The 20,540-nt window shown below is 57.0% G+C and carries 25 protein-coding genes, 1 tRNA gene and 2 pseudogenes; 12 read left to right on the top strand and 16 right to left on the bottom strand.

The genetic code is table 11. From position 1 onward, the window contains the following. Nucleotides 1-371: 371 nt before the first annotated feature. Nucleotides 372-1,220 carry a hypothetical protein gene (locus ACIOWA_RS03640; protein ID WP_401158244.1) on the bottom strand — a complete coding sequence of 283 codons (849 nt, stop codon included), beginning with the start codon at nucleotides 1,218-1,220 and terminating at the stop codon, nucleotides 372-374. A gap of 470 nt (nucleotides 1,221-1,690) precedes the next feature. Here ACIOWA_RS03640 and ACIOWA_RS03635 point away from each other — a divergent pair, with 470 nt between their 5' ends. The 7 genes and pseudogenes from ACIOWA_RS03635 (at nucleotide 1,691) to ACIOWA_RS03605 (ending at nucleotide 5,700) form a co-directional block, all read left to right on the top strand. Further along, entirely contained in the window at nucleotides 1,691-2,383 is a 693-nt protein-coding gene (locus tag ACIOWA_RS03635) for a hypothetical protein (RefSeq protein WP_401158242.1), read from the top strand. 384 nt (nucleotides 2,384-2,767) lie between these two features. Beyond that, a tRNA-Leu gene (locus ACIOWA_RS03630) sits at nucleotides 2,768-2,854 on the top strand. A 404-nt stretch (nucleotides 2,855-3,258) separates the two neighbouring features. Then, entirely contained in the window at nucleotides 3,259-3,498 is a 240-nt protein-coding gene (locus tag ACIOWA_RS03625) for a fimbrial protein (RefSeq protein WP_401158240.1), read from the top strand. A gap of 29 nt (nucleotides 3,499-3,527) precedes the next feature. After that, nucleotides 3,528-3,806, top strand: coding sequence for a fimbrial protein (locus ACIOWA_RS03620; RefSeq protein WP_401158238.1), 279 nt, complete (start codon nucleotides 3,528-3,530; stop codon nucleotides 3,804-3,806). 92 nt (nucleotides 3,807-3,898) lie between these two features. Beyond that, on the top strand, nucleotides 3,899-4,639 hold the full coding sequence (locus ACIOWA_RS03615; protein WP_401158236.1) for a molecular chaperone: 741 nt from the start codon (nucleotides 3,899-3,901) through the stop codon (nucleotides 4,637-4,639). Nucleotides 4,640-4,714: 75 nt separating this feature from the next. After that, nucleotides 4,715-5,211 (top strand): annotated as a pseudogene (locus ACIOWA_RS03610) (FimD/PapC N-terminal domain-containing protein); the annotation flags it as partial. A gap of 39 nt (nucleotides 5,212-5,250) precedes the next feature. Next, nucleotides 5,251-5,700, top strand: coding sequence for a fimbria/pilus outer membrane usher protein (locus tag ACIOWA_RS03605; RefSeq protein ID WP_401158395.1), 450 nt, complete (start codon nucleotides 5,251-5,253; stop codon nucleotides 5,698-5,700). Nucleotides 5,701-5,807: 107 nt separating this feature from the next. On the opposite strand, the gene ACIOWA_RS03600 is transcribed toward ACIOWA_RS03605, so the two are convergent. The 9 genes from ACIOWA_RS03600 to ACIOWA_RS03560 form a co-directional block, all read right to left on the bottom strand. Continuing rightward, a complete protein-coding gene (locus ACIOWA_RS03600) occupies nucleotides 5,808-6,092 on the bottom strand; it encodes a hypothetical protein (RefSeq protein WP_221729736.1) in 285 nt (94 codons plus the stop codon). A gap of 261 nt (nucleotides 6,093-6,353) precedes the next feature. Then, nucleotides 6,354-6,584, bottom strand: coding sequence for a hypothetical protein (locus ACIOWA_RS03595; protein ID WP_221729737.1), 231 nt, complete (start codon nucleotides 6,582-6,584; stop codon nucleotides 6,354-6,356). Nucleotides 6,585-6,705: 121 nt separating this feature from the next. Continuing rightward, nucleotides 6,706-6,936: a hypothetical protein gene (locus ACIOWA_RS03590; protein ID WP_339507901.1), complete on the bottom strand. Its 231-nt coding sequence runs from the start codon at nucleotides 6,934-6,936 to the stop codon at nucleotides 6,706-6,708. A 71-nt stretch (nucleotides 6,937-7,007) separates the two neighbouring features. After that, on the bottom strand, nucleotides 7,008-8,645 hold the full coding sequence (locus tag ACIOWA_RS03585; RefSeq protein WP_401158234.1) for an ABC-F family ATP-binding cassette domain-containing protein: 1,638 nt from the start codon (nucleotides 8,643-8,645) through the stop codon (nucleotides 7,008-7,010). 145 nt (nucleotides 8,646-8,790) lie between these two features. Next, nucleotides 8,791-9,828 carry a DNA topoisomerase IB gene (locus tag ACIOWA_RS03580; RefSeq protein WP_401158232.1) on the bottom strand — a complete coding sequence of 346 codons (1,038 nt, stop codon included), beginning with the start codon at nucleotides 9,826-9,828 and terminating at the stop codon, nucleotides 8,791-8,793. A gap of 71 nt (nucleotides 9,829-9,899) precedes the next feature. Next, nucleotides 9,900-10,979 (bottom strand): molybdenum ABC transporter ATP-binding protein, encoded by a 1,080-nt coding sequence (modC, locus tag ACIOWA_RS03575; protein ID WP_339507899.1) that lies wholly within the window; start codon nucleotides 10,977-10,979, stop codon nucleotides 9,900-9,902. Nucleotides 10,980-10,982: 3 nt separating this feature from the next. Further along, the gene (gene modB / locus ACIOWA_RS03570) at nucleotides 10,983-11,663 is read right to left on the bottom strand and encodes a molybdate ABC transporter permease subunit (RefSeq protein ID WP_401158229.1); all 681 of its coding nucleotides are present in this window, start codon (nucleotides 11,661-11,663) and stop codon (nucleotides 10,983-10,985) included. Continuing rightward, on the bottom strand, nucleotides 11,664-12,431 hold the full coding sequence (modA, locus tag ACIOWA_RS03565) for a molybdate ABC transporter substrate-binding protein (RefSeq protein ID WP_401158227.1): 768 nt from the start codon (nucleotides 12,429-12,431) through the stop codon (nucleotides 11,664-11,666). Nucleotides 12,432-12,586: 155 nt separating this feature from the next. After that, nucleotides 12,587-13,651 (bottom strand): nitronate monooxygenase, encoded by a 1,065-nt coding sequence (locus ACIOWA_RS03560; RefSeq protein ID WP_339465907.1) that lies wholly within the window; start codon nucleotides 13,649-13,651, stop codon nucleotides 12,587-12,589. A gap of 217 nt (nucleotides 13,652-13,868) precedes the next feature. Here ACIOWA_RS03560 and ACIOWA_RS03555 point away from each other — a divergent pair, with 217 nt between their 5' ends. After that, complete coding sequence (locus ACIOWA_RS03555; RefSeq protein ID WP_339433170.1) at nucleotides 13,869-14,852, top strand: MDR family oxidoreductase; 984 nt, start codon at nucleotides 13,869-13,871, stop codon at nucleotides 14,850-14,852. Here the strand turns inward: ACIOWA_RS03555 and ada are convergent. From ada to ACIOWA_RS03535, 4 genes are all read right to left on the bottom strand, one after another. Further along, nucleotides 14,849-15,916: a bifunctional DNA-binding transcriptional regulator/O6-methylguanine-DNA methyltransferase Ada gene (gene ada, locus ACIOWA_RS03550; RefSeq protein WP_339433171.1), complete on the bottom strand. Its 1,068-nt coding sequence runs from the start codon at nucleotides 15,914-15,916 to the stop codon at nucleotides 14,849-14,851. The genes ACIOWA_RS03555 and ada overlap by 4 nt on opposite strands. An 87-nt stretch (nucleotides 15,917-16,003) precedes the next feature. Next, nucleotides 16,004-16,669 (bottom strand): DNA oxidative demethylase AlkB, encoded by a 666-nt coding sequence (gene alkB, locus ACIOWA_RS03545; RefSeq protein ID WP_401158393.1) that lies wholly within the window; start codon nucleotides 16,667-16,669, stop codon nucleotides 16,004-16,006. 49 nt (nucleotides 16,670-16,718) lie between these two features. After that, complete coding sequence (locus ACIOWA_RS03540) at nucleotides 16,719-16,892, bottom strand: hypothetical protein (protein WP_339433172.1); 174 nt, start codon at nucleotides 16,890-16,892, stop codon at nucleotides 16,719-16,721. Between the two features lie 28 nt (nucleotides 16,893-16,920). Beyond that, the gene (locus ACIOWA_RS03535; protein WP_007946189.1) at nucleotides 16,921-17,223 is read right to left on the bottom strand and encodes a DUF1883 domain-containing protein; all 303 of its coding nucleotides are present in this window, start codon (nucleotides 17,221-17,223) and stop codon (nucleotides 16,921-16,923) included. A gap of 210 nt (nucleotides 17,224-17,433) precedes the next feature. Here ACIOWA_RS03535 and ACIOWA_RS03530 point away from each other — a divergent pair, with 210 nt between their 5' ends. Together ACIOWA_RS03530 and ACIOWA_RS03525 are read left to right on the top strand one after the other, a co-directional pair. Beyond that, nucleotides 17,434-17,790 (top strand): hypothetical protein, encoded by a 357-nt coding sequence (locus ACIOWA_RS03530; protein WP_221729749.1) that lies wholly within the window; start codon nucleotides 17,434-17,436, stop codon nucleotides 17,788-17,790. Nucleotides 17,791-17,861: 71 nt separating this feature from the next. Beyond that, entirely contained in the window at nucleotides 17,862-18,092 is a 231-nt protein-coding gene (locus ACIOWA_RS03525; protein WP_150602362.1) for a hypothetical protein, read from the top strand. A 3-nt stretch (nucleotides 18,093-18,095) separates the two neighbouring features. Here the strand turns inward: ACIOWA_RS03525 and ACIOWA_RS03520 are convergent, their stop codons facing one another. Both ACIOWA_RS03520 and ACIOWA_RS03515 read right to left on the bottom strand, forming a co-directional pair. Next, nucleotides 18,096-18,383, bottom strand: a complete 288-nt coding sequence (locus ACIOWA_RS03520; RefSeq protein WP_339433173.1) for a hypothetical protein — start codon at nucleotides 18,381-18,383, stop codon at nucleotides 18,096-18,098. A 138-nt stretch (nucleotides 18,384-18,521) separates the two neighbouring features. Beyond that, nucleotides 18,522-18,707 (bottom strand): hypothetical protein, encoded by a 186-nt coding sequence (locus tag ACIOWA_RS03515; protein WP_339433174.1) that lies wholly within the window; start codon nucleotides 18,705-18,707, stop codon nucleotides 18,522-18,524. 257 nt (nucleotides 18,708-18,964) lie between these two features. On the opposite strand from ACIOWA_RS03515, the gene galU reads away from it, so the two are divergent. Together galU and ACIOWA_RS03505 are read left to right on the top strand one after the other, a co-directional pair. Next, on the top strand, nucleotides 18,965-19,804 hold the full coding sequence (gene galU, locus ACIOWA_RS03510) for a UTP--glucose-1-phosphate uridylyltransferase GalU (protein ID WP_105345983.1): 840 nt from the start codon (nucleotides 18,965-18,967) through the stop codon (nucleotides 19,802-19,804). Nucleotides 19,805-19,920: 116 nt separating this feature from the next. Beyond that, nucleotides 19,921-20,540 (top strand): annotated as a pseudogene (locus tag ACIOWA_RS03505) (transposase); the annotation flags it as partial.

The raw sequence follows: 20,540 nt of genomic DNA, 5'->3' as shown, positions 1-20,540 counted from the left end.
TTCGCGAAAATGTTCGCAAAGTCATGGCTAGGGAGTGCGATGGGAATTGATGGGCCCCAGGTGCTATTGCCAAGCTTGATCAGAGGGGAAGGTGGCGTGAAAGAGCTGTGCATCGGCTGAAGGCGTGCCGATGGGGCAAAAAAGGGGCAAACCGTACGCCAATCTATGCCATTTAATGCCAATCATGCATTTGTGCATGCAGAGGTGATATGGGCTGATCTCCAATAAATATGGAGGGTTGGGGATTAACGACCGAAATACTCCAACACAATCGGGGTGTGCGAGGCACTGTCGTGCCAAAATTTTTAAATTCGAATAAGGATTTACTAATTGAAACTAGTTATCTCGTACTGCCTCAGGATTGACACTACCTACTGGACTAGTTTTGCTGCGTCGGCTGCCTTCTTCGCTGCCACCTTTGAGGCATCCAATGCTGCTTTTGCCTGCTCTGCAGCTTCTGCTGCTGCCGCATTCTTAGCATTTGCCGCAGCTAAGTTGGCTGCGTCGAGCTTTATTATCGCTTGCTTTAACTCTTCATCTGCTTCTTTGGCGGCTAGTTCTGCAGCCTTCGCTACTTCAGTCTTCGACTTCGCAATATCAGCTGGCGCTTTGGGATATTTTATTGTGTCTACAGGTGCTTCTTGTGCAGCGCCAGTGACACCAGCGGCCTCACACATTGAGGCAAGAGTGATGCTTGCATCTACTTTCGCCTGTGCTGTTTCCGCTCTAGCTGCGGATAAAATATTGGCTTTTAGTTCGCGCGCTACTTCCCTACGTTCCTGGAAATATGCTTCGTGGCTCAAAGGGCTTTTATCGAAGTCTATCATCAGTGAGTTAGTAACGCCTGACAAACCTGACCACCCAGCGATTGCTGATTTGGCTGCTCCCCCAGCAGCCAATGATGGAGCAATTACTCCACCAGCTAGCGCACCTATACTTCCAAGTCCCAACCTGTTTTGAGCCGCTTGTCTTCCGTAATACTGACTGTTTTCCATTTTTTCATTACAGAATTTAACTGCGTCATAAAAGTCTTTAGTCGCTTCCGTCATTAGTGTGCTTTCGTCTTTCCCTGGCTTATTACGAGCTTTCAAATAATTGTCGAACTTTGGGAAAGTGACGGGCTCCTTGAAAAAGAGATTTTTAACTGCCTTTAATTGAGGTTCGAAGATGGTGCAGCCCTGCAAGAAGAGAATCATAACCAAAATTAGTAACCGACTCATTCTTAACCTCCATGTGCGAGAGTAGGCCATATGCCATCACTAAAGACCAATTTCAGCTTTCTCGCAAGAATGTCGAATTATAAGGGGGGGGTAGGAGCTGGGTGCAAAGTAGGTATTGGATTGAGGTGGGCACATCGTGCAGGTACCGATGGCCTTTTACATCACCTCTCTCATCATTTTGATCAGGCATTGAAATCGAAGCGTTTACGTAGGCGATATTCGGTACCGCGCAACCGGTAGACAGCTTTGACCAAGGCGCATAGCACCGGCAGTGTCCTGTCAGGTAGCTATTACGGCTTGCTTAGAAATTGCTACAAAGCGAAGAGGTTGTAGTAGATCAGTCAGTCTGGCTGGGGTGTTGGGGGAGGGCTAGACCCAATCCATCATCGTATCGATCAAGAGGTACGTAGCTAGAAATCAAATAGCAGTGATGGCAAAGTGCCCTATTGGCATTTTGAGAGGAAGAGGGTATGTACCAGCAGGTTCTGGCGCTATTCAGCAGTGACGGTGCAGTTGCGGCCGCCATAGGTGTGCTGGTGGCAGTGACTGTCAAATCTATATCCATGATGAATCAGATAATGGAGTTTCGTGACAAGCACTTCATCGAAAAGCGGTACAAGCTTTTAAAGGAGCTGGCTTCCGGGATTCCGGTTGAGAGCAAAGTAAAGCGTTACCTGGATGACTCCGTGGAACATGAGATTTTTCGTATCGTGTCAGGCATCAGAGGCAGTTCTTTGCAGATCGCAGCTCTGGTCAAATTGGACAGTCTAGGTTATTGGAATCGGGAGCAGATTCGGAGAGTCGCTAGGTTCCTGGTGATCAAGCCAGAGGAGCCACACCCACTGGTCAAGATCACAAAGGCTGACAAATTTGGGGCAATGTTAGGCCTGACGTTTGCCATTCTGCTTCTCCTGACTGGGGGAGTGATTTCGATCGCGCTGACCCTCAAAATTCCCCCCTTTGGATTCTTCATAGGGTTGATCGTGTTAAGCGTGATGATATGGGCGGGCGCCTTTTTTGCGGCCGACCATGGTGCCTATAAGACAGCCCTAGATATCCAGAAGTATCTCGCCGAGCATCCCAATACGTTCGCAACGCATCTGTCGGGGAGAGGTGCACCGTCAGAAAATAGAAATGAAAATGAGGTTCAAGCCACTACGTAGATTGCTATCAACCGAGCTAGCGGTCTGACTGTCTCGCGATTGGTCGGGCGTGAAAAGAGTTCCGCAACAATATTTGCCCCCCTTGATGGGACGTGACCTAGAGGGCTTTAGAAATCAGTAGCTTGCGGAACACATTGCGTGCTAACCTGTTGATCTACTTAGCTTTGTAGCGTGGATTGCAAATCCACCTACGCCGGTTCGATTCCGACCTCGGCCTCCACTATAAACAAGCTCCGTAGATCCATGATTTACGGAGCTTTTTTATTTGCAATCCGCGGCAAGATTTAGTCTTGAATTTCGTGTTTGCGAACTTGCTTCACCGGGGAGTGATGTATATATTTCCCCCTCTGCTGTACGAGCAGAGATCAGCTACACCGCGCTACCGCCCGAATGGCGAAACTGGTAGACGCATGGGACTTAAAATCCCCCGCTCGTAAGGGCGTGCCGGTTCGATTCCGGCTTCGGGCACCATGAATATCAAAGGCCTGCATGAGATTTCTCATGCAGGCCTTTATCGTTTGCGCTCCGCAATTTGAAGTCTGCTCCGCGCTGTGCCAGTTCGTGATGACTTTCGCTCTGAGCCGTTCCCCGATGTAATCATCCTTCATCGCCATGGCGATATGTCCAAGTGGTAGCTTGCGCTGCTTCCTGCTTCCTGCACAGTTCCGCATCCGAAGTCGCCTCGCAAAAACGAGGGATGACGCCGCTAGGAATATTCCTACAGGTGCACGGAAAACTCCTACATCAGCATCCTCCCCGTGTCTCGATAATTGCCGCAGACGAAACCCCTTGACCCGACGTCGGGCAGGCTCCGTCGATCCGTCTGAAGGCCGAGAGAAGGCTTGCAGACACTTCTCAATTATTTGGATGTGATCATGAAAAAGTTTGCCCTCAAAGGTTTGACTCTCGCTCTGGTTCTCGGTGCAGCCTCGCAGGCGGCAATGGCGGCTGATGGTGAAATCAACTTCATTGGCAGCGTGACTGATAACACTTGCCCGGTTGTGGTCGACGACTTGAACGGTTCGGGCGGTGCGGGGGATGTGGGACTCGGTAGCGTACCGGCGACGGCACTGGCCTCGGCTGGTCAAGTGGCAGGCGGTGGGCCTTTACGCTGACCATCGACACCACGGCACCTGGCTGCAACGTGGCTGGCAAAAAAGCTGTGGTCAGGTTCCTGTCCCTAAGCGGTAACGCTGGCGCGAGCGGGCAATGGCTCGGTCTGGTTCCGGAGGCTGGCGTTGCTACCAACGTTGCCGTGCAGATCAAGGATGCCTCCGGCAAGGACCTGCAACTGGGGCTGGAGTCTTCTCCTTATCTGGATTTGACTCAGCCACTGCGCTTCACCGCCAACTACATCGCTACCGGCGTCGCGACCTCGGGTCCGGCCAATGCCAAAGCTGCGTTTACCGTCGACTACCAGTAGGTTCCGTCGATGCACAGCCAGTGGCGCTACGCTCTGGCTGTCCTTCCCCTCGCTACGGCCGCGACGGTCGTAGCGACAAGAGGATGATCAAAATGCAAAATTTTGTTTTCCCTTTCAAGACGACTGCGATAGCGAGCCTTTTGTTAAGCAGCATGCTGCTCAGTGGCATCAGCCAGGCCGGTGTGATGCTCGGTGGCACGCGAATCGTCTTTGATGGCAACAAGCGTGATGCCTCCATCAGCGTCAGTAACACGACATCGCAACCTTACGCGGTGCAAACCTGGATCAACACCGAAGCGGACGACAACACCACGCCGACACCGTTTGTAGCGACGCCGCCACTGTTTCGTCTGGACCCTCGCAAAGAGCAAATGGTCAGGGTTCAGAAGGTCCCGGGCGACCTGCCGAAGGATCGCGAATCGGTGTTCTATTTCAATGCCCAGGAAATTCCGGTCGCCGGCAACGCTGACGAAAACACCCTGAAAATTGCTATGCGTACTCGGATCAAGTTGTTCTATCGACCAGCCGACCTCAAGGGTAATCCGCTGGACGCCCTTGACCGTCTGCGCTGGAGCCTCACGCAAGAGCAGGGAAAGCCTGTGCTGGTGGTTGAAAACCCTTCGGCGTTCCATGTCTCGTTTATCGGTGTGAAAGTCGTTGCGGGTACACATTTCGTCGAAGTCAACGAACCGAAAATGGTCGCCCCTATGAGTAGTCAGCGCTATCCGCTGCCGGGTTTCAGTGGTCGCAGCGGGGAGGTGATGTTCTCTGCGATCAACGATTACGGCGGTTACAGCCCACCTCAGACAGTGACCCTGACCAGCGCCCCATAACGCTCTCGTCCTTTTCCTTGCGAATGTCTCTGCACGCTGCCTCGGCCGCGTGGCGGCAGCGTATTGAGTATTGTCATGCGAACCCATGCCCCGAATCTTGACTGCCTGTCTGTGCCTTTTACTCCGCTGCGGTTGTCCGTCGCCATCCTGGCGGCGTTGGTGCCAGGGTGGGTGCACGCTAACGAGCCGGCGAAATTTGACTCCAGCTTCATGCAGTCATTTGGCGGCACCCATGCTGGTCCGAACCTTGATCTGGACGCCGTCGCCAACAGCGGTAGCATTGGGCCGGGCACCTATCCGGTGGTCGTTCGCTTGAATCAGAGCTTTTTCGACCGACGTGACATCACCTTCGTCAAGGATGAGCAGAGCGCTCAAGTGCGTGTCTGACGGCCGGCTTCTTGACCGAGCTTGGGGTCAAACTGGACGCGTTCCAAACGCCTGGAAAAGCACTGAGCGATTGCATCGATCTGGCTGCGCTGATTGAGGGCGCGTCAGTGAGTTTCGATGCCAACCGCTTGGCGTTGGACATCAGCGTGCCGCAGATCGCCTTGCGCCGCGATGCCGCTGGTTATGTTGCTCCTCAGGAATGGGATCGCGGGATCACTGCCGGTATGCTCAACTATCAGCTCTCGGCTGCGCAGACGCAAAGTGACGCTCGTGGCAACAGCAACCAATACAACCTCTACGGCAACGGTGGTTTTAACCTGGGGGAATGGCGCTTTCGTTCCAGCTCTTCGTTCCGTCAGGATCAGGACGGCGAGCGTGATTGGCAGCGCAGCAACACCTACGCGCAACGTGATCTGACCTGGATCAAGGGCACCTTGACGCAGGGGGAGAGTTTTACGCCCGGTGATGTGTTCGACAGCATCCCGTTTGCACAGGCCTCACTGGCTTACGGCTTGCCGTTCGATCTGACCTTATATGGTGGCCTGTTGGGCGCCGATTTCTATCGCGCCGGGGTAGCGCCGCTTAAGGCGCGATATATCCAGACCGCAGAGGGGGCTACGCCCACACCGGGCAACGCAAACGGCTATGCAAGTTTTTCGGTTACTTACCGTTAAGCCAAAGGCTATTGGTTGGCCGTGCGGCCAAAACAAAAAAAACGCTCTTCTATATAACCACCGTAAAAAACGGGCTGATATTTATCAGTCCGTTTTTTTATGCCGCTCTAAACGAATGCCTGCCCGGCAAATCCGCGAGGCAATCGCTGGAGTCCTGCTATCGCTGTCAGACGCTCAATCCATTCCGCACGCCAGTTTGCTGCGCCGTGGGAGGCTTTTGCTTGGCGTGCAGTGCGTCGAGCCGCATTGCGGTGGTCTTTTCTGGCCTGTTTGTAGGCATCGGTGTTACGGCAACTACGGCACTTCACTCGATTGAGTTCTCGACTCGCAGTGAGATGTTTACCTTTATGACCGCAGGCCAGATGCCCGTCGACGTTGAAGTGGATAACCATGAGCCGTCTCCTTCGTGACATGTACAGTTTATGACAGCCCACAGCCGGTGCCGTTCGGTGACTGCAGCAGACAAAAAAACACCCGCATGCGGGCGGGTGAGAGAGGTATGTACTAAAGGAGTGATTTCACTTTAAGCGTACTGATGTGATGGCGATGTGAAAAGTAAGCGCGAGCGCCGCAGGCCCGTAAATACCGGGCAGGCGACAATCCTGTGAGGCATGTGCCACCGCTGATAAGGCCCGAAACAATGACTGCTGGCGCTATTTGAATCGAGGCAGTGGCCGATCGATTGGCTTGAGCGCCGACAGCGTGTTGCGAATCAGCGGCGCGTCCTTTTCGATATCGTTCAGGCGATCACGGATGCGCAGCGCGGTCGGGTGTCCGCCTTGGTGATCGACCCAGTCGGCGATCTCTTTGCAAGCCGCTGCGAGGCGTGCTTGCCGGGCGTCGAGCAGGGTGAGGAGGGTGGTGATGGACTCTTTTTCGGACATGAAACACCTCCGTTCTATGAAACCGCTGAGCGGCAGCAAAAAGCCCGCGAGTTGCGAGCTTTCTGCCATTGGGGCGCTGCTCCTTCAGCAGGTTTCAGTATAGACCCGCATTTGATCAGCATCAGGCCGAAGACTGTCGGGCCGGTATGGGCGAACTGACTGCATTGAGCCGCTTGCATTCGCGCCGTGCGTCCTCCTCGGCGTCGTAGCCATCACCGATGAAGCCGCCTGTGCGCGTATCGCAGATGCGAAACCAGCCCAAGGCTTCGGCTCGATCATGCTGGCTGTCTTCGGCGCGTCGACCGTGAATGATGATCTTGTTGCAGCGCTTCACGACGAAAATGTCTTCCATGGCGTCACCGCAGCTGATTCGTGTCACATCAACTATAGAAGGCCTTGGCCATCGTGCAAAAAATACACAGTTCAGCTCGTCGGTTGCCAGCGCCAACCTGTGGGCCCCCAGGTCAGCCAATGAGTGGGGTTTAACGCTCGAAGAAACGCTTGGTCGTGGGAAATCGCGACAATTGAGCCGGGAAAGGTCTTTAAGGCTTGTTCGAAGGCTTCTACGCAGGGCAGATCGAGATGGTTGGTTGGCTCATCGAGCAGCAGCAATTGCGCGGGCGTCTGGCGCCACAGTGCCAATGCAAGGGCCGCTTTCAGGCGCTCACCGCCACTGAGTGAGGCGCAGGGCCGAGTGACACACTGCGCGTTCAATTGCAGGTGCGCCAGGTAGCTGCGCAAGGTGCCCTCGTCCAAGGGTGTTCGCTGCGCTTTGAGCTGCTCAACAATGCTCATGCGATTATCCAGCTGCCTCAGGTGTTGATCGAGGAAGGCGCTAGTCACGTGGGTGGTGCAGTCACCGAACTCAGGCGTTAACTCACCGGCGAGCATTTTCAGCAGGGTGGATTTGCCACACCCGTTTGGACCGCTGACGGCAACGCGCATCGGCCCGTGGAGGCTCAGGTTCAGCCAGGTTGAAGGCGCATCGACCGGCAGCCACGGCAAGCAGGCCTCGACGAGTGTGCAGATCTGGCGAGTACTCGGAACAGCGCTCCCCGGCAAATGGATCAGAATACCGTCGTCGGGCGCAACGTTCGTGTAGGCGTCACGCACTCTGGTATCCAGTTCGGATTTCCGTAACAGATGACCGGCCCGTACACGCCCCATGATTTCCCTCGCAGCCGCCTTCGCCGCACTTCGCTCGAAGCTCGCCATGTTGGCAGTTTGCGCATGGCGACGGCTGCAAGCGGCATGACGCTGGATCGTGTCGTGCTCATGCCGCAGCCGAGAACGCTCGCGCTGGCGTTCGTTTCGAGCTTGATCAAGCTGTGCTTGCGCGGCTGCTTGATGCACTCGACGCTGTTCGGAATACGCTGAATAGTTGCCGCTGAAGGTTGTCACACCGAGCGGTGTGACTTCGACGATTCGCCGCATCTGCTCGAGTAATTGCCGGTCATGGCTGACGACAATCAAGCCACCGCGCCAGCGTTCGAGTTCACGCATCAGCCATTGCCGGCCCGCGTGGTCGAGATGATTGGTCGGTTCGTCCAGCACCAACAATTGCGCCTGACTCAACAGCGCGCCGATCAGCGCGATTCGGGCTTGCTGGCCACCGCTGAGATTGTCAGTCAGATCGTACGTGCCGATGTTGGGCAGCCCGGCCTCATCAAGTCGCTGACGCAAGCGCTCCGGCAGATCCCACCCTTCGCCGATGAGGTCAAAATCCTCGGCACTGGCGCTGCCCTGCTCGAGTCGCACCAGTGCTGCGAGTGCTCGCGCTGTGCCCGTAGCATCGGCAATAGTCTGACCGGGCCTGGAGGTGAAGGTTTGAGGGACGTAGCGCACCGAAACTGAACGCGTCACGCTGCCGGCGGTAGGCTCTAGCTGCCCGGTAATCAGCCGCGCGAGCACGCTTTTGCCGACACCGTTGCGCCCGACGACGGCGGTCGGCAGATGATCGAATTGCAAATTCAGTGCGTTAAAAATCATCTCGCCATTGGCGAACTGAAAATTCAGTTGATTCAGGGAGACGAGTGCAGACGTACGCGAGACGTGAGCCATCGGCACCTCCAAAAAATGTCGTGAAAACTGACAAACGCCGAGAACGGCGTGCCGCGCTTACATTTTTAGAAGGCCAGGTTGTTCACGTCTGCGGTCGTCCTGAGAAATGGAAAGGTCGATAGCCTAGATGACGCTGCCCAGTCGATCAAGTTGCGTGCGTCATATCGCCCATTCGTTCGAGAAACATCGCCAACGCTACTTCCTCGGTTCGCAAGCCCTTGCGCACGCGTGGGCGCGGCAGTTCAGCGAGAGCGCCGAGCATGAATTTTTCCACCACAGCGGGATGGATGTAACACTTGCGGCACACCGCCGGGGTGTTGCCCAACTGTTTGGCGACGCCTTTCACCATCTCCACGACATGCCGTTTCGCTTCGGTTTCTGACTCCCATTGCAGCTCGCGTAACACCGCCAATGCCAAGGCACTGCCTGCCCAGGTGCGGTAGTCCTTGGCGGTGAACTCGGCGCCGGTCAGGGTTTGCAGGTACGCGTTGACGTCGGAGGAACTCACGGTGTGCCGTTCGCCCTGCTCATCCAGATACTGAAACAGGTTTTGCCCGGGAATCTCCAGGCAGCGCTTGATGACGCGTGCCAGGCGTCTGTCCTTGACGGTGATCTGGTGTTCGATGCCGCTCTTGCCGCGAAACTGGAACAGGATCGCGTTGCCGTTGACCTCGACATGGCGACTGCGCAGGGTGGTCAAACCGAAGGAGCGATTGTCCCGGGCGTACTGCGTGTTGCCGACCCGGATCAACGTTGCGTCGAGCAACGTGATCACGGTGGCCATGACCTTGTCGCGGCTGAAGCCGGGAGCGGCCAACAGCGCTTCCAGTTGTTTGCGCAGTTTTGGCAGTGCCAGGCCGAACTCGCGCAGCCGCGAGTATTTGTCGGCATCGCGCACTTCACGCCAGCGCGGGTGATAGCGGTATTGCTTGCGACCCCGGGCATCACGACCGGTAGCTTGCAAATGGCCGCGCGGGTCAGGGCAGATCCACACATCGGTATAGGCTGGCGGCACGGCGAGGGCGTTGAGGCGCTTGATCTCATCGGGATCGGTGATGCGCTGGCCCGAGGGCTCGAAATAGCTGAACCTGGCGCGCAGTTTTTTGCGGGTGATGCCGGGCTGTGTGTCGTCGACGTAATGCAGGTCGCAGGGCAGAGCGTCGGTCAACTCGGTATCGGGCATGGCAGCTTCCTTGGATGGCGCAGCGGTCGGTAAAACGATTGACCGCGCACTGAAGCCGTCGTGCCAATGATTTACGCGAGTACGGCGACCGCTTTGATCTGCGCCCAGAGCTGCTGGCCCGGATGCACGCCCAATTGATCCCGGGAAAACCGCGTAATGCGTGCCACTAACGCAGTGCCCCCAGCGTCGAGACGGATCAGCACATGGGCGGTGTTGTCTGCAGCCAGCTCGCTGACCACCGTCACCGGCAGCCGATTGAGAATGCTGCTGAACTCGCTGTTTTGCAGGGCCAGGCTGATGTCGCGCGCGTGCACCTTGCAGCGCAGGGCTTGGCCGATGGCCATTGGTGCGTGTGCTACGCGAATGCTCATATCGGTCGCCGGCAGTTGCAGGCTGAGCAACTGATATTGCGCATCGTAGGCACTGACCAGCCCTTCAATGATCACGCCTGCGTCATCGCCCATCGCCATCGGCAAGTCCAGGCGAGCGAGCGTTTCCCCGATCGGGCCGCTGGCCAATGCCTTGCCGTCGCTGAGCAATACCAAGTGATCGGCCAGGCGCGCAACCTCGTCCTGCGCATGACTGACGTACAGCACCGGAATATCCAGTTCGTCGTGCAGGCGTTGCAGGTAGGGCAGGATTTCGCTTTTGCGTTGGCTGTCGAGCGCGGCGAGTGGTTCGTCCATCAGCAGCAGTTTCGGACTGGTCAGCAGCGCACGGGCGATACCGACGCGCTGGCGTTCGCCGCCCGATAAATGCTGCGGATGACGCCCAAGCAAGTGGCCGATACCCAGCAGTTCGGTGGCTTGTGCCATGTCGACCCGGCGTGCGGATTTGGCGATGCGCTTGAGACCAAATTGCAGATTGGCCTGCACCGACAGGTGTGGAAACAGGCTGGCCTCTTGAAACACATAACCCAGTGCGCGTTTGTGCGGCGCCACGAAAATGCCGTTGTCGCTGTCGTGCCAGACTTCGTCGTTGATGCGGATGAAGCCTTGCTCTGCACGTTCCAGCCCGGCGATGCAGCGCAGGCAGGTGGTTTTGCCCGAGCCGGAATGACCGTACAGCGCGGTGACGCCGCGCCCCGGCAAATGCAGGTCGACGTCCAGATTGAAGCCGGGATAAGCGACTTTCAGGCGTGCATCAATCATCGATCAGCTCCAGCCAGCGCGGGTTTTGCGGCTGGAATAGAGCGCCAGCAACACCAGAAACGAGAACACCAGCATCGCGCCGGCCAGCCAGTGGGCCTGAGCGTATTCCATCGCTTCGACGTGGTCGTAGATTTGCACCGAGACCACGCGAGTCTTGTCGGGGATGTTGCCGCCAATCATCAGCACGACGCCGAACTCACCGACGGTATGTGCGAAGCCGAGGATCGCCGCGGTGATAAAGCCGGGGCGGGCCAGCGGCACAATCACGCTGAAAAAAGTGTCCCACGAATTGGCACGCAAGGTCGCGGCTACTTCCAGCGGGCGAGTGCCAATGGCGCAGAACGCGTTTTGCAACGGTTGCACCACGAACGGCATGGAGTAGATCACCGAACCGATCACCAGCCCCGTGAAACTGAACGTCAGCGTGCCGAGCCCTAGCCATTGGGTGAACTGGCCGACAACACCGTGCGGCCCCATCAGCAATAGCAGATAGAAGCCGATCACGGTCGGCGGCAGCACAAGGGGCAGGGCGACGATTGCTCCGATCGGGCCGCGCAGCCACGAACGGGTGCGCGACAACCACAGGGCAATCGGAGTGCCGACAACCAGCAGGATCGCGGTGGTCAGGGACGCCAGTTTCAGGGTCAGCCAGATCGCCGCGAAGTCGGCACTCGAGAGCGACATTTAGAGCTGATAACCGTACGATTTGATGATCGCGGCGGCTTTCGGGCCTTTGAGGTAGTCAACCAGGGCTTGGGCGGCAGCGTTGTTTTTGCCTTTGTTCAAGATCACTGCGTCCTGTTTGATCGGGTCGTGCATGGTGGCCGGAACAATCCACGCTGAACCGCTGCTGACTTTGCCGTCCTTGTAGATCTGTGACAGCGCAACGAAGCCCAGTTCGGCATTACCCGTGGAGACGAACTGGTAAGCCTGAGTAATGTTCTGGCCTTCAACGATCTTGGCCTGGGTGGCTTCGCCCAGTTTCAACGTTGCCAACACTTGTGTAGCGGCGAGGCCATAGGGTGCCGTTTTGGGGTTGGCGATGGACAGATGCTGGTATTCGTTGTTCTTCAGCACATCGCCTTTGGCGTCGACATATCCTTCTTTGGCCGACCACAGCGCGAGTGTGCCGATGGCATAAGTGAAGCGCGATCCCTTGACGATTTCGCCTTCGTTCTCAAGTTTTTCCGGTGTGGTGTCGTCCGCCGAGAGAAACACTTCGAAGGGAGCGCCGTTCTTGATCTGAGTGTAGAGCTGGCCTGTAGCGCCGTAGGCGGCGACCAGTTTGTGCCCGGTGTCTTTTTCGAAGTCGGCGGCAATGGCCTTGATCGGCGCGGTGAAGTTGGCGGCGACGGCAACCTGGACTTCATCAGCCTGGACTGCGCCGATGGCGAAAACCGCGAGCAAAGAGGCCAGGCAGGCAGGGACTAAACGTGAGGCACGAGTGATCATGTAACAGCTCCGTTGTAGGCGTGTGCAGAGGGTAGCTATTGCGCCGTTGCAATGAGTAGAAACGCTATATAGCGAAATATATAGCGAATTGCCGCCAAACGGAAAGTGCAGGTGAAAAACAGGGTGAGGACTTGCGTTCATCACCCTGATCTTCTTCACCGATGAGCCAGTTTGGTCAACGCCCCTTCGGCGAGTTGCCGAGTCAGTTCGGCACTGCTGACGTCCTGCCCCAGAGTAAAAGCCTGGCCAGCCCAGAGGTTGGCGAACTGCGCCTCATCTTTGGCCCGCAGTGGCATCAGTGCACCACCGGCCAACGGAAAGGCTGGCGCTGTGGGCGACATCGGCCCCAGTTCGCGCATGACGCGGTTGAGAATGCCGCGGGCCGGGCGCCCGGTAAAAATGTTGGTGACGGCGGTTTCGCTTTCTTTGGCGGTGCGCAGAGCTCTGTGATGCGCGGCGCTGACGTTAGCTTCCGGGGTAAACAGGTACGCGGTGCCCACCTGAACCGCAGATGCGCCCAGCATAAACGCCGCCGCCACGCCACGAGCGTCGGCGATCCCACCGGCGGCAATCACCGGCACCTTCACCGCGTCGACCACCTGCGGCACCAGGGCGAAGGTGCCGACCTGGGTGTTCAGATCTTCGCTGAGAAACATCCCGCGATGTCCACCGGCCTCGTAGCCCATGGCGATGATCGCGTCACAACCGTTCTGCTCCAGCCAGAGGGCTTCATCGACGGTGGTGGCCGAAGACAGGATTTTCGCCCCGGTGGCTTTCACCCGATCCAGCAAGGATTTTTCCGGCAGGCCAAAGTGGAAGCTCACCACCTCAGGCCGGAACTCCTCCAGCACTTCGCACGCTGCCGCATCGAACGGCGCCCGGTTGGACACCGGTGTTGGCGCATCGAAGTCGACGCCCAGTTCGCGGTAGTACGGCTCCAGCCGGTGCTTCCAGTCGCGCGCGCGTTGCTCATCGACGGCGGGTGGCTGATGACAGAAGAAATTCACGTTGAAAGGTTTGTCGGTGTGCTGGCGAATCGTTTTCAGCGCTTCACGCAATTGCTCAATGCTCAGCATTGCCGCTGGCATCGAGCCAAGGCCACCGGCGTTGCACACGGCGATCACCATGGATGAATTCGTGGCGCCGGCCATCGGGCCTTGGATGATCGGCCATGCAGTGCCGAGCAAATTGATAATGCGGGTATCTGGCCATTGGCTCATGGGCACGGCTCTCCGAACGATGAAACGGGGCAAGGCCGGTTTTTTAACAGCAAAACCGGACTCAGGGCCACTCTGAAATTCAGAACATCGTGCTGCGCAGTCGCTCAGCGCGGGTGGTGACCGATGCGCGAATTGGCAGAAAGTCGTGTGTGGCAACGCAGCGAGATGTGGTATTTGAAGGCTACGACAACCCGAAATCCATCCATGAGAGGCCATCATGTTCAACGGTATTCTGATCGACAAAGACGACAGCGGTTATCGCGCCAACCTGCAGCAGATCAACGAAGAGCACTTGCCCGAAGGCGATGTGACCGTAAACGTTGCGTACAGCACGCTCAATTTCAAGGACGGGCTGGCGATCACCGGCAACGGCCCGGTGGTGCGCAAGTTCCCGATGGTGCCGGGTATCGATCTGGCAGGCACGGTCGAGTTCAGTTCGCACCCGGACTATAAAGTGGGCGATCAGGTACTGCTCAATGGCTGGGGTGTGGGCGAAGGCCATTGGGGCGGACTGGCGCAGAAAGCGCGACTCAAGGGGGATTGGCTGATTCCGTTGCCCAAAGCCTTTAGCGCCGCGCAAGCCATGGCCATTGGCACGGCAGGTTACACGGCAATGTTGTGCATTATGGCGCTGGAGCGTAACGGCGTGACGCCGCAGCAGGGCGAGGTGCTGGTCACTGGCGCCAATGGTGGCGTTGGCAGTTTTGCTATCGCGTTGCTGAGCAAGCTCGGTTATCAGGTGGTGGCGTCCACGGGGCGGGTGTCTGAGCACGAATATCTGAAACAGTTAGGCGCAAGCGAAATCATCGACCGTGCAACCCTGTCCGAGCCAGGCAAACCACTGGCCAAGGAGCGTTGGGCGGGAGTGATCGACTCGGTCGGCAGCCACACATTGGCGAATGCCTGCGCCAGCACGCGCTCTGAAGGCACGGTCGCTGCGTGCGGTTTGGCCCAGGGCATGGACTTTCCGGCCTCGGTGGCACCGTTCATTTTGCGCGGTGTGACCCTGGCCGGCATCAACAGTGTGACCCAGCCCAAAGCGCGTCGACTGGAAGCATGGGATCGCCTGGCCAAGGATCTGGACTTTGCCTTGCTGCCCTTGATCAGCCATGAAATCGCCTTGAGCGAAGCCATCGATGCGGCGCCCAAATTGCTCGCCGGACAGCTTCGCGGCCGGGTTGTAGTCGACGTCAATCGCTAGGATTGCGTTTCACGCTCAAGCAATTGGCGTTTGCGCTCGACACCCCAGCGATAGCCCGAAAGATTGCCATCGCTGCGCACCACGCGGTGGCAAGGGATCGCCACGGCCAAGCGATTCGCGCCGCACGCCTGAGCGACGGCACGCATGGAGGTCGGCGCGCCGATGCGCTGGGCAATATCGGCGTAACTGGCGGTGCTGCCGACCGGAATTTCCCGCAACGCCTGCCATACACGTTCCTGAAACGCCGTGCCGCGCACGTCCAGCGGCAGATCCAGGCCAATCGCCGGGGCTTCGATAAACCCCACGACTTTGGCGATCAACTGTTCAAATCCAGCATCGGCGCCGATCAGGTTCGCCTTGCGAAACTTGTCTTGCAGATCGCACACCAGTTGGTGCGGATCATCGCCCAATAGAATGGCGCAAACTCCGCGCTCGCTTTGCGCCACCAGAATCGCCCCAAGCGAGCATTGGCCAACGGCGAAACGAATGTCGTTATTCTGCCCGGCGGCACGGTAGTCAGCCGGTTTCATTCCCAGCAATTGATCGGCGGATTCATAAAAGCGGCTGTTGGAGTTGAAGCCCGCATCGTAAAGCGCATCGGTCACCGAGCCACCATTGGACAGACGCTCACGTACTTTGCGTGAACGATGGGCGGCGGCGTAGTCCTTGGGCGTCAAACCTGTTGCAGCTTTGAATACTCGATGGAAATGAAACGGGCTCAGTCCCGCTGTCTTCGCCAGTTCGTTGAGCGCGGGCAAGGTTTCGGCGCACTCGATTTGCCGACAGGCCGCCGCGACTGTGGCGGCGTGCTGCGCACTCACTTCGCTCTGATCTTTACTTGCGCGCTTACTGGGGCGATAACCGGCGGCTTCAGCTTGCTGCGCAGTATCGAAAAACTCGACATTCTGCGGCTTGGGCAATCGCGCATGGCTGCTTGGGCGGCAATAGATGCCCGTCGTTTTCACCGCGTAGACAAATTGTCCGTCCGCTTGTGGATTGCGCGCAACGACAGCAGCCCAGCGTGGATCGTCTTCAGTGGTGGGACGGGGCGAGAGCGTTTCCATGATCGATAGTCCGTTGACCTGTTTGATTCAGATTAACCGCAGTCGCCAACCCCAACACTCCGAGCCTTGCGGTCAAATTCTCAACGATCAGCCGGCGAGTCGAAAGGTCAGATTGATGCGCTGCTCACCCAACTGTGGATGCTGGCCGTGCTTGATCGGCAATACACCGTGAAAGCGCAATCGATCAACGCCACCCCAGATCACCATATCACCGTGCAGCAGAGGGATTCGCTGGCTCCTGTCGTTACGATTGAAACCGCCGAACAGAAACATGGCCGGCAACCCTAGCGACAAAGAAACGATCGGCGCAGCGTAGGCTCTTTCGTCTTTGTCTTGATGCAATGACATCTTGGCGCCGGGGACATATTGGTTGATCAGGCAGGAGTCCGGGTAAAAGTCGGCAAATCCTGCACGCTCGGCGGCGCAGTGCGCAAGGTCGGACAATATCAAGGGCATGTCCGGCCAGGGCTGGCCGCTGAGTGGGTCGACGCTTGAATAGCGATAGCCGCTGCGATCGGTGATCCAGCCCAGGTGCCCGCAACTGCTGGTGCCCACCGACATGCTGAAACCGCCCGGTGTGACCATGTGGCGCAATGGCGCTGCCGCCAGAATCGCGGCCAATACCGGTAACAGTTGATCGACTATGGGCAGGGCAAACCCACGCAGCAACCACGATTGCTCGCCGATCTGCTCGGCGCGGGGTTGCTGCTCAGGTTCGTGATCGGCGAATAGATCAAAATGGCTCGGTTGCATGCGGGTCACAAAGTGTCGTGGACGCTAGCGGTCGAATTCTGGCGAAAGGTTACAGCGCTTTGCTGACGGCGATATCGCTGACTACGTCAGCCTGGTCGTGAATTGCACTCAGCGCTGCCTTGGCTTCTTCTTCTGTACCGTTTTCCAGTTGAGCGAACTCGAAGCGCCGCTCACCGTTGAGTTTGTACTTGATGACGTATTTGGTCGTTTGGGCCACGGTCATGTTTACCTGCCTGAAAGGGTGGGGCAGCTCAGCTGAGTTTGGTGCTGGAGCGGCGGATGATCTTGATCGAGTGAGTCAGCGTCGGCTTGCGGGTAACGCTGATTGGGCGACGGTTGACGGTGTCGATGGTGATGTTCCAGAAACCGGTGCTCGGCGCCGTAATGCGGGCCGGGAAGGTGTCGAAAGCGCCGCCGTGATAGGTGTGGCGACCACCATTTTTAAAGCTGCGAAAGTTGGCGTCGTTCATCAGACGGATGTTGCAGGTTTGCGAGCATTGGATGACGACGATGTCGTCTTCGTTGAGGTGCTCGCGCTGGTGAATAAATTTCATGGGCGCCTCCGGAAGGGCTTTTTCTACAAAATCAAAACGATAGCTTGTTAATGGGCGCAGTTTATCAGCCCGCACGGGTTATTATCTGGCCGTCGGGCGTTGGATTGACAATTTTGAACACATATTCGCGATTGGATGCGGGTTAAATGCAAGAGACCTCGGAGAAAAACGGCATTTGTGCTGTCGGACGGTCTTTAACGGAGGTTTTGTATGAAGTGGGGTGTGGTGTGTCTGCCGTTGGTTTTGGCTGTAGGTGGTTGCGCAAGTGTTTCCGAAATCAATGAAACACTGCCGACCATGAGCGTGATCTCCGGCAAGAAGCCCCATGAGTACGCTCAATGCCTGGCCGAAAAACTGGCCGATAGCCGTGGCGCGCTGCAAGTGCAGGCGCACAAGGATGGGGTTCGAGTCATCGTTCCCGGGAAATTGTCCACGGGCGCGGCGGCCGTGTTTGACATCGAAGATCGCTCCGGCGGCAGCAGCATCAAGCTGCACGAGCGCATGTCCAATGTACCCGTGCGCCCACGTGATGTGCGTAACGCTGCCAACGCGTGTATTTCCGGCTGATAGACTACGGGTCATCAGCATCAATGCCGTCACAGTCATGCTGTGACGGCATTTTCATTTCTGGAGTTGCGATGAAGCGAGAGCAAGTACGAGAACGCCACGCAGAGGGCCTGATCTCTGCCACCCATGTAATTCAGAACCCGGCGAATTCGGGCGAGTGGATCGTGTTTTTCAAGAAAAGCGCTGGGCGCAGTTATTTCCTGGTGGACGATAACGACGAAGTCGAGTCTTTCAATCGGCTCGACGATCTGATCGAAGTTGTACGCGGACTCGGGATCAAGTTCGCCGAAATCCACATGTAAGGTCTATTTGCAGACCACTACCACGCTGCGGTTTTTGTAGTTGCCGACATCGATACCCAATGTCTTGTCGCTTTCCTTCGAAGCTGGCGTGCCGTCCGTGCCGACGATGCGATACCCGGTGCCCGCACAGGAGGCATCGGCCTTTTCATAGCAAGTGGCCCAGGAATTGGCTTCGCCGGAGCACTCGATGGTCAGGCCCTGTTCGCCGTTGTTCAGGTAAGTGGTTTGGGAGGTGGCACAACCGGTCAGGGCCAGTACCGCAATCAGTGGCAAAAAACTGTTCAGGTTCATATTTGTCGTCTTTAACGAGGGGGACTAGACGCTCTGACAGCGCTGGTATGAAAAGGTTATAGCGATAGGCCACTTGTTTGCAGGCGAGCACAAAAAAGCCCTGCGCAAGGGCAGGGCTCCGGGGGAGGGCGCAGCAGATCAGTCCTGATCTTTGCCACGGCGCTTCGCCGATGCGGGAGTGTCCGTGAACACCGACGCGACATCAGTCGCCAGTTGTTCACTGTCGAAAGGCCCAGCGATGTGTTCGCCATTGGTGGTGGTCAGATTCCACTTGCCGTCTTTCTTGTCGATCACGTACCCGTTGATGATTTTTACCGCGGCCATCTATCTGTCTCGTTCGCTGGTTCAAAGGCGCCATGATACCGGCAAATGCTCGCATTGGGGGGCGATGAGCGTATGGTGATTCGGCTTGTCGGCATCTTTGAGCTACGCTGATCTGGCTACGCAAGATGCCGATGGAACTATCGGCGAGAATATTTCTCTATGATGGCATCGGTTAGCCAGTGCGGGGCATTGTAAGGTGCACGCCGCCTGATTAGACTGCGCCGAAACTCGTACACACAGCCCTTTCAAGGACTTATATGATCAAGAAATGCTTGTTCCCAGCAGCCGGTTACGGTACTCGCTTCCTGCCAGCGACTAAAGCCATGCCTAAAGAAATGCTGCCGGTGGTAAACAAGCCACTGATCCAGTACGGCGTTGAAGAGGCTCTGGACGCTGGCCTGACGGAAATTTCGATCGTTACCGGTCGTGGCAAGCGCGCTCTGGAAGACCACTTCGACATCAGTTACGAGCTGGAAAACCAGATCAAAGGCACCGACAAGGAAAAATACCTGGTCGGCATCCGCAAATTGCTGGACGAGTGCTCGTTCTCCTACACTCGTCAGACCGAAATGAAAGGTCTGGGCCACGCGATCCTCACCGGTCGCCCGCTGATTGGCGACGAACCGTTTGCCGTGGTGCTGGCGGACGACCTGTGTGTCAACCTTGAAGGCGACGGCGTACTGACCCAGATGGTCAAGCTGTACAAGCAGTTCCGCTGCTCGATCGTGGCCATCCAGGAAGTCGATCCGCAAGAAACCAACAAGTACGGCGTGATCTCCGGCGAGATGATTCGCGACGACATCTACCGCGTTCACAGCATGGTCGAGAAGCCAAAGCCGGAAGACGCTCCGTCGAACCTGGCGATCATCGGTCGTTACATCCTGACTCCGGACATCTTCGACCTGATCGAGCAAACCGAGCCAGGCAAGGGTGGCGAAATTCAGATCACCGATGCTTTGATGAAACAAGCCCAGAACGGCTGCGTAATGGCCTACAAGTTCAAAGGCAAGCGTTTCGACTGCGGTGGCGCTGAGGGCTACATCGACGCGACGAACTTCTGCTTTGAAAACTTCTACAAGACTGGCAAGGCTTACTGATAGCGTTTGATCGGTCTGTACGAAAAGCCACCTTCGCAGACTGTGTGAAAACCTAGCAATCTGCGCAGCGCTCAATGAAAATGCTCCGTATCGAAAGATACGGAGCATTTTTCGTTATGGCTTACATCCAAGGAGAGTCTCGCAGCCAGACCAGCCTGTTTCCGGTCTCGCTGGAAGAGTTGATCCCCGAAGATCACCTGGTTCGGGTTATCGACCTGTACGTCGCAAAGCTGGATCTGGTGCAACTGGGCTTTGATAAAGCGCTGCCTAAAAGCACCGGTCGCCCTTCTTATGACCCCGCCGACCAGCTCAAACTCTATCTCTACGGCTATTTTCAGCGGATTCGCTCCTCGCGGCGGCTCGAAGCTGAGTGTCAGCGCAACGTCGAAGTGATGTGGTTGATCAACCGGCTTAAACCCGACTTCAAGACCATCGCCGACTTTCGCAAAAACAACAAACCGGCCTTTGTGGCGACGTGCCGGGCCTTCGTCCAGTTCTGCCGAACCGCCGGCCTGATAGCCGGTGAGCTGGTGGCCATTGATGGCAGCAAGTTTCAGGCTGTCGCTTCCTCGCGGCGCCACACGAACCTCAAGCAGCTCAAGCGTCAGGAAGAGAAGCTGGATAAGCGCATCGCTCAGTATCCCAGGACGGCGACGACCGAAAACAACTGGAGCCAATGGCCAAGGCCGCCAAAGAACAGCTGGAACAAGAAGCCCTGAGCGTGACGGCCGATGCC

The organism is Pseudomonas sp. NPDC087614 (genome assembly GCF_044743485.1).
Classification (GTDB): domain Bacteria; phylum Pseudomonadota; class Gammaproteobacteria; order Pseudomonadales; family Pseudomonadaceae; genus Aquipseudomonas; species Aquipseudomonas baetica_A.
The sequence above is the reverse complement of the archived record's forward strand: the minus strand, read 5'-3'. Positions and strand labels throughout refer to the sequence as shown.